General features: G+C 65.8%; 13 protein-coding genes. 2 read left to right on the top strand and 11 right to left on the bottom strand.

Translation table 11 applies throughout. The features are described from left to right. Positions 1 to 8: 8 nt before the first annotated feature. Positions 9 to 731, bottom strand: coding sequence for an FKBP-type peptidyl-prolyl cis-trans isomerase (locus tag B0E46_RS16180; protein WP_254425184.1), 723 nt, complete (start codon positions 729 to 731; stop codon positions 9 to 11). Between the two features lie 167 nt (positions 732 to 898). Here B0E46_RS16180 and B0E46_RS16175 point away from each other — a divergent pair, with 167 nt between their 5' ends. Next, complete coding sequence (locus tag B0E46_RS16175) at positions 899 to 1,681, top strand: enoyl-CoA hydratase-related protein (RefSeq protein WP_077556755.1); 783 nt, start codon at positions 899 to 901, stop codon at positions 1,679 to 1,681. A gap of 53 nt (positions 1,682 to 1,734) precedes the next feature. Here the strand turns inward: B0E46_RS16175 and B0E46_RS16170 are convergent, their stop codons facing one another. The 5 genes from B0E46_RS16170 to B0E46_RS16150 all read right to left on the bottom strand — a co-directional run bounded on the left by B0E46_RS16170 (position 1,735) and on the right by B0E46_RS16150 (position 8,274). Next, on the bottom strand, positions 1,735 to 2,652 hold the full coding sequence (locus tag B0E46_RS16170; protein WP_077556754.1) for a DUF1684 domain-containing protein: 918 nt from the start codon (positions 2,650 to 2,652) through the stop codon (positions 1,735 to 1,737). 70 nt (positions 2,653 to 2,722) lie between these two features. Continuing rightward, positions 2,723 to 4,537: a DNA mismatch repair endonuclease MutL gene (gene mutL, locus B0E46_RS16165; RefSeq protein WP_077556753.1), complete on the bottom strand. Its 1,815-nt coding sequence runs from the start codon at positions 4,535 to 4,537 to the stop codon at positions 2,723 to 2,725. A 38-nt stretch (positions 4,538 to 4,575) separates the two neighbouring features. Beyond that, positions 4,576 to 6,132 carry an N-acetylmuramoyl-L-alanine amidase gene (locus B0E46_RS16160; RefSeq protein ID WP_077556752.1) on the bottom strand — a complete coding sequence of 519 codons (1,557 nt, stop codon included), beginning with the start codon at positions 6,130 to 6,132 and terminating at the stop codon, positions 4,576 to 4,578. A gap of 167 nt (positions 6,133 to 6,299) precedes the next feature. Then, positions 6,300 to 6,788, bottom strand: a complete 489-nt coding sequence (gene tsaE / locus B0E46_RS16155; protein ID WP_077556751.1) for a tRNA (adenosine(37)-N6)-threonylcarbamoyltransferase complex ATPase subunit type 1 TsaE — start codon at positions 6,786 to 6,788, stop codon at positions 6,300 to 6,302. Next, on the bottom strand, positions 6,781 to 8,274 hold the full coding sequence (locus tag B0E46_RS16150; RefSeq protein WP_077556750.1) for an NAD(P)H-hydrate dehydratase: 1,494 nt from the start codon (positions 8,272 to 8,274) through the stop codon (positions 6,781 to 6,783). The genes tsaE and B0E46_RS16150 overlap by 8 nt, the downstream gene beginning before the upstream one ends. Positions 8,275 to 8,289: 15 nt before the next feature. Between B0E46_RS16150 and queG the strand changes: the two genes are divergently transcribed. Then, complete coding sequence (queG, locus tag B0E46_RS16145; protein WP_077556749.1) at positions 8,290 to 9,399, top strand: tRNA epoxyqueuosine(34) reductase QueG; 1,110 nt, start codon at positions 8,290 to 8,292, stop codon at positions 9,397 to 9,399. A 1-nt stretch (position 9,400) separates the two neighbouring features. Here queG and panD read toward each other — a convergent pair whose 3' ends face one another. From panD to pcnB, 5 genes are all read right to left on the bottom strand, one after another. Next, a complete protein-coding gene (gene panD / locus B0E46_RS16140) occupies positions 9,401 to 9,787 on the bottom strand; it encodes an aspartate 1-decarboxylase (RefSeq protein WP_077442439.1) in 387 nt (128 codons plus the stop codon). 100 nt (positions 9,788 to 9,887) lie between these two features. Continuing rightward, on the bottom strand, positions 9,888 to 10,733 hold the full coding sequence (panC, locus tag B0E46_RS16135; RefSeq protein WP_077556748.1) for a pantoate--beta-alanine ligase: 846 nt from the start codon (positions 10,731 to 10,733) through the stop codon (positions 9,888 to 9,890). A gap of 18 nt (positions 10,734 to 10,751) precedes the next feature. Next, positions 10,752 to 11,582, bottom strand: a complete 831-nt coding sequence (gene panB / locus B0E46_RS16130) for a 3-methyl-2-oxobutanoate hydroxymethyltransferase (protein WP_077556747.1) — start codon at positions 11,580 to 11,582, stop codon at positions 10,752 to 10,754. Positions 11,583 to 11,637: 55 nt separating this feature from the next. Next, the gene (gene folK / locus B0E46_RS16125; protein ID WP_077556746.1) at positions 11,638 to 12,117 is read right to left on the bottom strand and encodes a 2-amino-4-hydroxy-6-hydroxymethyldihydropteridine diphosphokinase; all 480 of its coding nucleotides are present in this window, start codon (positions 12,115 to 12,117) and stop codon (positions 11,638 to 11,640) included. Continuing rightward, positions 12,114 to 13,466, bottom strand: coding sequence for a polynucleotide adenylyltransferase PcnB (gene pcnB, locus B0E46_RS16120; protein WP_077556745.1), 1,353 nt, complete (start codon positions 13,464 to 13,466; stop codon positions 12,114 to 12,116). Before pcnB ends, folK begins: the two co-directional genes overlap by 4 nt. Between the last annotated feature and the right edge of the window lie 139 nt (positions 13,467 to 13,605).

Raw genomic sequence — 13,605 nt, 5'->3', positions numbered from 1 at the left:
GGCTGCCATCAGGGCCTGGGATCCGACTTGATGTCGAGCAGTTGGATCTCGAACACCAGCGCCTCGTTCGGCCCGATCCGCGGCAACGCACCTTCCTCGCCATAAGCCAGTTGCGGCGGAATCACCACCTTCCAGCGATCGCCCACATGCATGCGCGGAATCACGTCCTGCCAGCCACGAATGACACCGTTTACCTGAAAACTCACCGGCGCCCCGTGCGCCCAGGTGCTGTCGAACTCGGTGCCATCGACCAGCATGCCGCGATAATTCACCGTGACCGTACTGGTCACGGTCGGGCTGGCCGAGCCGGAACCCTTGCTCAGCACCGCGTACTGGATGCCCGAAGGCAGCTGCACCACGCCCGGCTGCTGCCGGTTGCGCGCCATGAAATCGGCACTCTTGCGCGCATTCGCCTCGGCAATCCGCTTGAATTCGGCCAGCGCATTGGCGTGCATCTGCCGCTCCAAACTGCGCAGCTGCTCATGCATCTCCGGCATCGGCACGGTGGGCTGCCGCTTGGCATAAGCATCCTGGATCGCCCGCATCAGTATCGTGACGTCCACATCCGGCCGGCCATCGGCAAACTGGCTGCCGATCTGGTAACCGATCGCATACGAGAGCTTGGACTTGTCCAGCTTCACGGACTCGCTGGCCGGTCCTGGGCGGTTCTGCGCATGCGCCACGCCACCCAGCAGCAAGATGCCGAGCAATGCGCAACGCAGGTAAGTCATGCCTTTCTCCATCGGGCCGTTCTCTATCGCGACTGGCAATTCAGACGGTTCATCCTAAGCGGTTCGCGGGATTCGTGCAGCGGTCGCTGCCTGTGGCATGAGAAACCCGCTGGCGACAAAGGTTCCCGCTGCTACCATCGCGCCCTTGCACCCATCAGGAGCCGTTCATGGCCTATCGCAACCTGGAAACCAGCAACCGCGGGGCGGTACGCACGATCACCGTCAACCGCCCGGACAAGCTCAATGCGCTGAATCGCGACACCCTCAACGAGCTGACCCTCGCCTTTGCCCAGGCGGCGCAGGACGATGCCGTGCGCGTGGTGGTACTGGCCGGTGCCGGCGAAAAGGCGTTCGTCGCAGGCGCCGACATTGCCGAGATGAACGGCTACACGCCCGTGCAGGCGCAAGGCTTCTCACGTACCGGCCAGCGCCTGATGAGCTCGATCGAGCGCCTCGGCAAGCCGGTGATCGCACGCATCCAGGGTTTCGCGCTCGGCGGCGGCATGGAGCTGGCGATGGCCTGTCATCTTCGTGTGGCCAGCGAGAAGGCGAAGTTCGGCCAGCCCGAGATCAATCTCGGCCTGATCCCCGGCTTCGGCGGCACCCAGCGCCTGCTGCGCCTGGCCGGCCGTGGGGCGGCGCTGGAGCTTTGCCTGACCGGTGCGGTGATCCATGCGCAACGTGCCTATGAATTGGGTGTCGTCACCCGCGTGGTCGCACCCGAGGCGCTGGACGAGGCAGTGAACACCCTCGCCGACCAGCTCGCCGCCGCCGCACCGCTAGCGGCTGCCGGCATCCTCGATGCCGTACTGCAGGGCGGTGAGACCGGCATCGATCAGGGGCTGGAGTTCGAGACCCAGGGCTTTGCGCTGGCGTTCTCCACCGCGGACATGCGCGAAGGCACCTCGGCGTTCCTGGAAAAGCGCAAGGCGGAGTTCAAGGGACGCTGAACCTGCCGGAGCCGGATCTGCGTATCTGACCTGATCGCTGCGTCCGGCCGCGATCAGTGCTCCCCGCGATACTTCTTCTCACCCGCTGTGATGCGCAGATCGAGACGATTCTCCGGTGGCGCCAGCGGGCAGGTGGCGAACGGCGTGAACGCGCACGGCGGGTTGTAGGCCTCGTTGAAATCGAGGATCACCTTGCCGTCCTTCGGCAGCGCGGCATACAGGAAGCGCGCGGCGCCATAGGTCTCCTTGCCGGAGGTGCGATCGGCGATCACGAAGAACAGCTCGCCGCCCGGCTCTTCCTGGTAAGGCAGCAGCTCATAGGTGTGGCCGTCGTGCTGGAATACCGCCTTGCCCGGCACGTCGACCTTGTCGATCGTGCCGATCACCGAGCCGATTTCCAGCTTGTGCGGCGGATCGAACGGCACCCAGCTGGCGACAATGCGCCAGGACGGATCGATCGGGAAATAATCGATGCCGAGGAAATTCTTGCGCGTGACCGCGTCGCTGTCCTTCACGCGCAGCGCCTTGCGGCCGTCGCGATCGATCACGTAGAAATTCGCCGCACCGAAACTCACCAGGGTCGGCGACGCATCGCCGGTGACATGCGCATCGTCGATCAAGACCGCTTCGGTCGCAGCCTTGCCGTCGATCGTGGCCGCACTGTCCTTGGCCAGCACGATGTGCAGGCTGCCGTTCTTAGCCAGGGTCACCGTGCCGAGATGGGCGGGCCCTGCCTTGAGCACGATGTCGTTGTCGGCAGCACTGCCTACGCGATTGCTGCCTTCTTTCAGCCATTCCAGACCGATCAGGCTCAACCATCCGTTCGGGGCAGTCAGCCGCTCCAGCCGGCCACTGCGCCATTGCTGGATCTGCTGTTCGTAGGTCGCCACGGGGGCGGCAACAGGTGTTTCGGCGTGCACGGCTACAACTCCGGAAAACAGGGCAACGGCAACAATGGCATGACGCAACATGGGCAGCGATCCGCGCGAAGCAGGAACCCCGAGTATGGCCGTCCGTTTGCGCACAGGGCAAGCAGTGTCGTCAGCGGCCGCGCATGAACAGCTTGTCGAGTTCGGCCACGCTCAGCTGCACCCAGGTCGGACGGCCGTGGTTGCATTGTCCGGAGCGCTCGGTCGCCTCCATCTCGCGCAGCAGGGCATTCATTTCGGGGATCGTCAGGCGCCGTCCGGCACGCACCGAACCGTGGCAGGCCATGGTCGACAGCAGCTCGTTCTCCAGCTCCTGCAGGCGGCGCGAACTGCCGTGCTGGGCCAGCTCGGACAGCACGTCGCGGCTGAGCTGGCCCACGTCGGCGCCTTCCAGCAGCGCCGGGATACGTCGTACCACGATCGTCGCCGGGCCGCTGCGCGACAGCTCCAGACCCCACTCGGCCAACGCCTCGGCATGCTCCTCGGCCGCCGCCGCCTCCTTGGCACTGACCGCGATGCCGAGCGGTACCAGCAGCATCTGCGAACGCAGGTTGCTGCAGGCACGGCCGGATTTCAGTTTCTCGTAGGTGATCCGCTCGTGCGCCGCATGCATGTCCACCAGCACCAGGCCGTGCGCATTCTCGGCCAGCACGAAGATGCTCTTCAGCTGGGCGATCGCGAAGCCGAGCGGCGGCGTTTCGCCCTCTTCCGTCGCCGGCATCGGCGCATGCACCACCGATGATCCCGCCGCTTCACCAAGCAGCGCGGCATAACCGGCCAGTGGCGCTTCACGCACACCCAGGCTCAACCGGCTCTGGCTGAACTGGCTTGGCCATGCCGGCGCACCGGATGTCGCAGGCGCCATGGCGGCGTACGACTCGTGCAAAGCGGGTACCGGCTCGGTCGTCGGCAGGGTGTTCGAGCCGGCGCGCGTCTGTGCCAGCGCTTCGTGCAGGGTGCGGAACAGGAAGTCGTGCACCAGCCGCTGCTCGCGGAAACGCACCTCGTGCTTGGCCGGATGCACGTTGACGTCGACGCCGGCCGGATCGAGTTCCAGATACAGCACGAACGCGGCGTGGCGCCCATGGAACAGCACGTCCGCATACGCCTGGCGCACTGCGTGGGCGACGATGCGGTCGCGCACCAGCCGGCCGTTGACGTAGAAATACTGTGCATCGGCCTGCGCCCGCGACGCGGTCGGCAGGCCGACCCAGCCGGACAGATGCAGGCCGGCCATGGCGTGATCGATGCGCAGGCTCTGCGCGGGGAATTCCTCGCCGAGCACCTCGGCCACCCGCTGCAGCTCGGCCTGCTCGTCGCGGGCGGCCTTCCATACGCGTACCGGCTTGCCGTTGTGGCTGAGCCGGAATTCCACCGAGCCGCGCGCCAGCGCCAGCGATTTCAGCAGGTCGTCGATATGCGCGAACTCGGTGCGTTCGGCGCGCATGAACTTCCGCCGGGCGGGCACGTTGTAGAACAGGTCGCGCACTTCCACGCTGGTGCCCGGCGGATGCTGCGCCGGGCGCGCCGCCTGCAGCCTGCCGCTGTCGACCTCGATGCGGAACGCGGCATCCTGCCCATGCGGCCGCGAGGTCAGCGCGAAGCGCGACACCGACGAGACCGAGGCCAGCGCCTCGCCGCGAAACCCCATGCTGGCGACGTGTTCCAGGTCGTCGAAGCTGCCGATCTTGCTGGTCGCATGCGCGGCCACCGCGAGCGGCAGTTCGTCGACATGGATGCCGCCGCCATCGTCGCGCACGCGGATCAGTCGCGCGCCTCCGGCTTCGATATCCACCTCGATGCGGCTGGCGCCGGCGTCGAGGCTGTTCTCGACCAGCTCTTTCACCACCGAGGATGGCCGCTCGATGACTTCGCCGGCGGCGATCTGGTTGATGAGTTCGGGGGGGAGTACGCGGATGACAGTCATCCGCGAACTTTAGCAGCGACGCCGAGCTGCAGACGCGATCAACTCGCCGGAATGGTCAGCACGGTGCCGGCATGCACGGTATCGGTGCTCAGCTGGTTGGCATTCTTCAGTGCACCGACGCTGACGCCGTACTGGCGCGCGATGCTGCGCAGGCTTTCGCCGCGGCCGACCCGATGCAGATCGCGGATGCCGGCATCCGCGGCGGGCGAGGCATCGCTCGCCAGCGCGGCCCCGGTGGTCGTCTTGACCGGCGCGGCGCGGCTGTCGTTGCTGCCCGACTTGCCCGACGCCAGCTGGATTCCGTTGCGGCGCGCCGCCTGTGCCGCAAACCAGGTGCCTGGCGGCGGCGTGGACTCGAAATAGTTCTTCACGCCATCCATCACCGCACTGGCCAGTTGCTTCTGGTGCGCCGGGTCGCGCAGCTTGCGCTCTTCGTCCGGGTTGCTGATGAACGCCGTCTCGACCAGGATCGACGGTACGTCCGGCGAACGCAGCACCACGAAGTTTGCGCGCTCGACATAGCCACGATGGGTCGGACCAAGCTGTCCCAGCGCCTTGAGCACGTTGCCGGCGACCACCTCGCTGGCCTGCATCGCCCAGCCCTGCTGCAGGTCGAGCAGCACCTTGGCCAGGCCGTCGTCCTTGTCGTCCAGCGTGGTACCGCCGATCAGGTCGGCACGGTTTTCACGATCGGCCAGCCAGCGCGCGGCTTCATTGGTCTTGCCGCGCGGCGACAGCACCCACACCGACGAGCCCCGGGCGTCATCGCTGGTGAAAGAGTCCGCGTGGATCGCCACGAACAGATCGGCATTGTTCTCGCGGGCGATTTCATATCGCCGCTTGAGGTCGATGAAATAATCGCCGTCGCGCGTCAGCACGGCCTTCATGCCCGGCTGACTGTTGATCTGTGCGGCCAGATCGCGCGCCACGGCCAGCGTGACGTTCTTTTCCAGCGTGCCGCCCGGGCCATGCGCACCCTGATCCTTGCCGCCATGGCCGGCGTCGATCGCCACGATCACCTGACGCTGGCCATTGAGCATGGCCGCCGCCTCCTCGGTCACCACACGACTGCTGTGGGAGGAACTGCTGCGGCGCTGGGGCTCCGGCGCCGGATCGGTCCGTCCATTGTCGGTGCCTGAGGCCACGGCTGTTACAGGTGTCTCCGGCTTCGAAACGGCGACCGGCTTCGCCGTGTTGCCATTGCCCGGGTAGAGATCGAGCACCAGCCGGTAATCCATGCCGTTGGCTGGCTTCAGTACGAAGCTCTTCAGGTTGCTGCCCGGCGCGACCTTCGCGGTCAGCTGAAGCCGGTCACCGATGCGGGCGTGACTCAGGCCACGCAACACTCCCTGCGCAGCGGGATCGACAAAGCCCTGGATTACCTGGCTGCCGGGAAGATCCACCACGATCTGGCCATCAGCCTGGCTGATGGTGTATTGCAGCGAGCCGGTGACATCGAACACCACCCGGGTGTAGTCAGGGCCGGCCCAGACACGGGCATTCTTCAACTCGGCCGCCTGCGCCGCGGACAGCAGGCCGCCCGCCAGGATTGCGGTGACGACCCATATACCCAGCTTGTTCAGGTAACCCCTCATGCGCCGCATTGAAGCGCAGACATTCGACGAATGCAAGACTGTTTTTCCTTGAATATCCATAACCTGCGAAGTATTCGTCAGGTCGTGTCAAGTTACTGACTGCAAGTCACGCTTTATGAACATATCCTTGCCGGGCTCTCGTGGGGAAGATTCCTCAAGCTGAACAACTACTTGGCGGTCACTCGCGGCATGCGCTGCAGCAGCTGCGAACCACGAGCCGTCAAGGCCTGCAGCCATGCGCGGCGACCACTCCCGGCGTAATCGAGCCGCAGCTCCAGGTCGGCGGCCGGCAACGCGCCGGCACCGCGCTCGGGCCATTCCACCAGCACCAGTGCAGCCGGATCTGCCAGGGCATCCAACCCCAGCCATTCCAGCTCGCCAGGGTCCGCAATCCGATACAGATCCAGATGCCAGGCTGGCCGCTGCGACGTCGCGTAGCCTTCGATCAGGCTGTAGGTAGGGCTCTTGATGCGCTCCCCCACCCCCAACGCGGTCAACAGCGCACGCGCGAAACTGGTCTTGCCGGCACCTAGCGGGCCATGCAGGTAAAGCACCAGGCCGTCATCCAGCTCGGCCGCCAGATGCACGGCCAATGCCTCGGTAGCGGCTTCGTCGGGCAATGCCCACTGCCGTTCGACATCGACACCGTCAGTCATGCGCCTGCCCTGATAAACCGTTACCGAGTAAGCGCAGCGGCGCCAGCAGATCGCTGGCCAGCAATCCGCGCTCGCCGTGCTGTGCGGCCAGATCGCCGGCGCGCGCATGCAGGCCGACGCCCAGGCGGGCGGCCCGCGATGCCGTGCAACCCTGTGCCAGCAAGGCCGCGATGACGCCGGTGAGCAGATCGCCCATGCCGCCCGAGGCCATGCCTGGATTGCCCCACGGACAGACGTCCAGACGTCCATCCGGATCAGCCACCAGGCTGCCCGAACCCTTCAATACGACCGTTGCCGAATAACAGCGCGCCAATTCGCGCACGGCGGAAAACCGATCGCGTTCGACATCGGCCGTCGACACCCCCAGCAGGCGCCCTGCCTCACCCGGATGCGGCGTCAGTACCGTCGGTACGTTGAACGTGCATGGCCTTTGCGCCAGCAGATTCAGGCCATCGGCGTCGAGCACCAGCGGCTTGTTGACCCCCAGCGTGGCCTGCCACAGCGCGTGTGCCCAGGCGCCCTGCCCCAGTCCCGGCCCGAGCGCCAGCACACTGGCGTGTTCCAGCAGCGGCACCAGCGCCTGGAGGTCATCGACGGCATGCACCATCAGCTCCGGGCGCGTGGCATTCAGCGCCAGCAGGTGATCGGCGCGGGTTGCCACACTGACCAGTCCGGCCCCGGCACGCAGCGCGGACTCGCCAGCGAGCCGCACCGCACCTGCCATGCCGTGATCGCCACCTATCACCAATACATGGCCGTTGTACCCCTTGTTGGCATAGCGCTCGCGCGACGGCATCGCTTCGGCCGCCAGCAAGCGTGCGTCGGGCTGGATGCCTGCGTAGACGCTATCGGGGGCACCCAGACTGGCCAGTTCCAGCACGCCGACATGATCGGCAGCGCGCCCACTGTGCAAGCCGCGCTTGTCGGCGATGAAGGTCAGCGTGAGATCCGCTCGGACCGCGACACCGAGGCAATGACCGGTGTCCGCATTCAGTCCGGTAGGCACATCCAGCGCCAGCACCGGTTTGCCACTGGCATGCATGCTGTCGATCAGACGTGCCGCCGAAGGCTCCAGGGCGCGGTTGAAGCCAATGCCATATAAAGCGTCCACCAGTACGTCAACCACCGGCAACTTGGACTGCGCATCCCACAGCTGCACCCGGCCACCCGCGGCCTCCCATTCACGGCGTGCCACTGCCGCGTCACCGTGCGAGGTCGTGCTCAACGCCACGATCTCGACCTGCAACCCAGCCGCGCGCGCCAGCACGCCAAGCAGGAAACCGTCGCCACCGTTGTTGCCCGGACCGCAGCAGATGCCGAGCTGACGAAGCTGCGGCCAGTGCCGACGCAGGCTGTGCAGCGCTGCAGTGGCAGCCCGATGCATCAGGTCATAGCCAGTAATGCCCATCGTCGTGAGCGCCGCGCCCTCGAGCTCGCGCAGCTGTTCGGTCGTGTAGAGCGCGCGGCTGTGTGGATGGGTCGGCATGCGCGAATTATAGGCATGACACACCTCTACAATAGACAGATGTCCAAGGCCGATCCACGCACCACCTCCGATTACGTCGCCCTGGCCGGCGACATCAAGCGCTGGGCCGTCGAGCTTGGCTTTGCCGAAGCCGGCATCAGTGGCACCGACCTGGGTGAGGACGAGGAACACCTGCAGCGCTGGCTTGAGCATGGGCATCACGGCGAGATGGAATACATGGCACGCCATGGCAGCCGGCGCAGCCGGCCAGCCGAACTGGAGCCAGGCACGCAGCGCATCATCTCGGTGCGCATGGATTACATCCCGCCGGGCACGGCGAACGCCTGGAGCGTGCTGGAGGATAGTGAAGCGGGCTACGTGTCGCGCTATGCGCTGGGCCGCGACTACCACAAGCTGATGCGCAACCGGCTGCAGAAGCTGGCCGAGCGCATCCACGCCGTGGTCGGCGACTTCGGCTATCGCGCCTACGTGGATTCCGCGCCGGTGCTGGAGAAGGCCTTGGCACGCAATGCGGGACTGGGCTGGATCGGCAAGCACACCGTGCTGATCAACCGGCACGCAGGCTCCTACTTCTTCCTCGGTGAGCTGTATACCGATTTGCCGCTGCCGGTCGACACCCCGGCCAGCGCGCACTGCGGCAGCTGCGCCCGCTGCATCGAGATCTGTCCGACCCAGGCCATCCTCGGTCCGTACCGGCTGGATGCGAAGCGCTGCATCTCCTACCTCACGATCGAACTCAAGGGCAGCATTCCCGAGGATTTGCGTGCGCCCATGGGCAACCGCATCTTCGGCTGCGACGACTGCCAACTGGTCTGCCCGTGGAACAAGTTCGCGCAGGAAACCAGCGAGCCCGATTTCGCCCCACGCCACAGTCTCGACGGCACGAAACTGGTCGAATTGTTCGCGTGGAGCGAGGAGGAATTCCTGCGACGCACCGAAGGCATGGCGATTCGCCGCACCGGTTACGAAGGATGGTTGCGCAATATCGCGGTGGCGCTGGGCAATGCGCCACCCTCATCCAGCGTACGCGATGCGCTCAACGCCCGCGCCGGGCATCCTTCGGCGATCGTGCGCGAACATGTGACATGGGCGCTGGGGCGTCAGGCTGACGCCATCGCGGGCTGAATCAGGCAGCCGCCATCTGCGTGGGGATCGAGCGGTTGGTGTGGCTGATGCGATTGTTCCCGTCGACGTAGACGCAGGTGGGCTGGAACTTCTCCAGCTCGGCCTCGCTCAGCTGGGCGAACGCGGCGATGATGATCAGATCACCCACCTGCACGCTGCGTGCGGCGCTGCCGTTCACCGAGATGATGCCCGAGCCTTCCTCGGCGCGCAGCGCGTAGGTCACGAAGCGCTCGCCATTGTCGATGTCCCAGGCGTGGATCTGCTCGTACTCGCGGATGCCCGCAGCATCCAGCAGGTTGCCGTCGATCGCGATCGAGCCCTCGTAGTGCAGCTCGGCATGGGTGACCGTGGCACGATGGATCTTCGACTTGAACATGTTCAGTTGCATGACGTTCTTTCCCGCAGGGACAGCCTGCAAAGTCGGCGATTATCGAACCGATGACGTTGCGCTGCAACATCATCGGTATCGGGGCCAATATGGGTCCGGGTCAGTCAAACAGCAAGTTGTCGATCAGGCGGGTCGAACCGAGACGTGCCGCGATCAGGGCGATCAGGCCATCGCGCTGGCCCTCGGTCGGCTCGGCCAGATCCTCGGCGCGGCGGATCACCGCGTAATCGGGCACGAACCCGGCACGCATCAGGCGCGCGGCGGCGACCTGTTCCAGCGCGGGCCAGGCATGGCCCTTGCCGAGCAATTCCCGCATTTTCAGCAAGGTGTCGTGGATCAGCGGCGCGCGTATGCGCTCCTCGGCCGTCAGGTACTGGTTGCGCGAACTCAGTGCCAGCCCATCCTCGGCACGCAGGGTGGGCGCTGCCATCACCTTCACCGGCAATGCGAGGTCGCGCACCATCCGCTCGATCACCTTCAGCTGCTGGAAGTCCTTCTGCCCGAACACCGCCAGGTCCGGCTGCACCAGGTTGAACAGCTTGCATACCACGGTGGCGACGCCATCGAAGTGTCCGGGCCGATGCGCGCCTTCCAGCGTATCGGTGATCTGCGGCACGCGCAGGCTGACGCTGTGTTCTGCACCGAATGGATAGATCGTCGCCACGTCCGGCGCAAACAGCAGGTCGCAATCCTGCTCGGTCAATGCCGTCTGATCCTGTGCCAGGGTCCGCGGATAGCGCTCGAAATCCTCGTTCGGACCGAACTGGGTGGGATTGACGAACACGCTGGCCACCACCCGGTCGGTGCGCGCCCGCGCCAGCTTGATCAGCGACTGGTGGCCTGCATGCAGGTTGCCCATGGTCGGCACGAAACCCACCGTCTGGCCCTTGGAGCGCCAGCCACGGATCGCGGCGCGCAGGGCGGGTGCGTCTTGTACGGTCTGCATGGTGCGTTGACTCGCTGCTCAGTTGAAACAATGCTCGGGTGCCGGAAACGCACCGCTGCGCACATCCTCGGCATAGGCCGTGATCGCCGCCGCCACCGAATCGCGCCCGGCCAGGAAATCCTTGCTGAACTTCGGCCGCTTGCCCGGCGTGATGCCGAGCATGTCATGGATCACCAGCACCTGTCCGTCGCAGTGCGGACCGGCGCCGATGCCGATGACCGGAATGTCCACCGCGGCGGTCACCCGTTCGCCCAGGCTGGTCGGCACGCCTTCGAGCACCAGCAGATCCGCGCCGGCCGCCTGCACGGCCAGCGCCTCGGCCAGCACGTGGTCGGCAGCAGCCTGTTCGCGCCCCTGGATACGGAAACCACCGAACTTGTGCACCGATTGTGGCGTCAGGCCCAGATGCGCGCAGACCGGAATCGCGCGTGCGGTCAGGGCGGCAATCGCCTCCAGGACATGCGGCGCCGCCCCTTCGATCTTCACCATCGCCGCACCAGCCTCGCCGACCAAGCGCGCACCCGCCTCCAGCGCATGCGTGACATCGCGATCGGCCATGAACGGCATGTCCGCGACCAGCAGGGTCGACGACAGTCCACGGGCCACCGCGGCGGTGTGATAGACCATGTGATCAAGCGTCACCGGCAAGGTGCTGGCATGGCCCTGCACCACCATGCCCAGCGAATCGCCGACCAGCGCAACGTCGACGCCAGCGGACTCCAGCTGCCAGGCAAAGCTGGCGTCATAGGCGGTGAGCATGACAATGCGCCGCCCCTGCGCCTTCATCGCACGCAGGCCTGGCACCGTCACCGGCTTGCGTTCGGGGGTACTGGCGTTTTGCACGTACACGGCAATTCCTAAGGTAGTTGCAGGCGTCGATTATCCGGCGCGCCGCGAGAGGGGCTCAAGGCAATTTTTCACAACCGGCCAGATCGAGCCGCGCCAGCAGTTCGGCCACCGTGCCCTGTCCGGGCAACTGCAGGGTCGGCGCGATGTCATGCAGCGGCAGCAGCACGAAAGCACGCTCGGCCATGCGCGGATGCGGCAGGGTCAATCGGGCGTCGTCAAGCTGCACGCCATCGACATGCAGCAGATCCAGATCCAGCGTGCGCGGCCCGTTGCGCTCTGCACGCACGCGGCCGGCACGCTGTTCGATCTCCAGCAAGGCATCAAGCAATCCATGCGGCGACAATGCGGTCTCCACTTGCACCGCGGCATTGATGAACGGCGGTTGTTCCAGCATGCCCCACGGCGGCGTGCGGTACAGCGGCGAATGTTTCAACACGCGAGTGTCCGGCAAGCTCGCCAGCGCATGCATGGCATCGAGCAACTGCTGCTGCGGATAACCCAGATTGCTGCCCAGCGCGATATAAGCCAGCGTCACACGGAACCCGACTTGTCACCCGGCTTGCGGCGGCGCCGGCGTGGCCGCGGCTTGCTTGCCACGGGCGCCACGACGTGGTCGTTGGCGCTGCCGCCACCCGCCGGCAGCGCCGCAGACAGCACGTCCTGCGGCAACTGCTGCGCATGCGCCCACCATTGACCCAGCTCGTGCATCGCAGGCGACTCGGCCGCACGCAGCAGCAGGAAATCGAACGCCGCGCGAAAGCGCGGGTGGGTCATCAGGCGGAACACCCGCTTGCGTTGCACCTGCTCGAAACGCGGCTGCAGCGACCAGATCTCTTCCATCGTGAAGGTGAACCGGCGCGGGATCGCGACCCGCTGGCACTGTTCGCCGACCACCTGGGCGGCCGCACGCGCCCAGGCTTCATTGCTGTCCTGCCCACGCGCGATCGCGTGGTGCGCCACGTCGCGCACTTCACCCCACAGCAACACCGCAAACAGAAATGCCGGCGTAACCGATTTGCCTTCGGCCACCCGGGTATCGGTATTGGCCAGTCCCTGCTCGACCAGCGAACGCAAGGCCTCGTCGCCACGCTTGAGCGCCCGCGCGGTCACCGGGAACAGGAATTTCAGCAGGCCGCACTGTTCCAGCATGCGGAAGCTCTTCAACCCGTTGCCGCTGAGGAACATCTTCAGCGATTCGTCGAACAGGCGTGCCGGCGCGGCCTCGGCCAGCAATGGCCCGATGCTCTCGAACGGCGCCATCGCCGCCGCGTCGATGCGCATGTCGAGCTTCGCCGCCAGCCGCGCAGCGCGCAGCATGCGCACGGGATCCTCGCGGTAACGGGTGACCGGATCGCCGATCAGCCGCAACACGCGATCCTCCAGATCCTGCATGCCTCCGACATAGTCGCGCACCGAGAAGTCGCTGATGTCGTAGTACAGCGCATTGACTCGGAAATCGCGTCGTACGGCATCCTCCTCGATGGTGCCCCAGATGTTGTCGCGCACGATGCGGCCATCGACGATGTGACGATCGCCTTCGCCACCCTCTTCGCCGAGTCCCCGGAACGTCGCCACCTCGATGATCTCCGGGCCGAACACCACGTGGGCCAGCCGGAAACGGCGACCGATCAGGCGGCAGTTGCGGAACAGCCGCTTCACGTCATCCGGGGTCGCATCGGTGGCGACGTCGAAATCCTTCGGCTGCAGGCCCAGCAGCAGGTCGCGCACGGCGCCGCCAACCAGATAGGCCGCATAGCCGGCCTCGTTCAGGCGGTAAAGCACCCGCAACGCCGCCTTGCTGATGTTCTTGCGGGAAATGCCGTGCTGGTCGCGCGGAATGATCCGCAGCGCTGGCTTGGTGTCGATCCCTGATTCGAGGTTCAAGCAGTCAGAATCCTTGTGCGGTGAATCCGCCCTGATGTTCAACAGAATCGCACCTGCGGATACCGCGTGCGAACAAAGCGCATGCACGAGGTGCCGACCGATACGCGTCAAGCATTGCCGGACGAAACAATTCCGTTAT

Source organism: Rhodanobacter sp. B04 (assembly GCF_002001125.1).
Lineage (GTDB): Bacteria > Pseudomonadota > Gammaproteobacteria > Xanthomonadales > Rhodanobacteraceae > Rhodanobacter.
The sequence above is the reverse complement of the archived record's forward strand: the minus strand, read 5'-3'. Positions and strand labels throughout refer to the sequence as shown.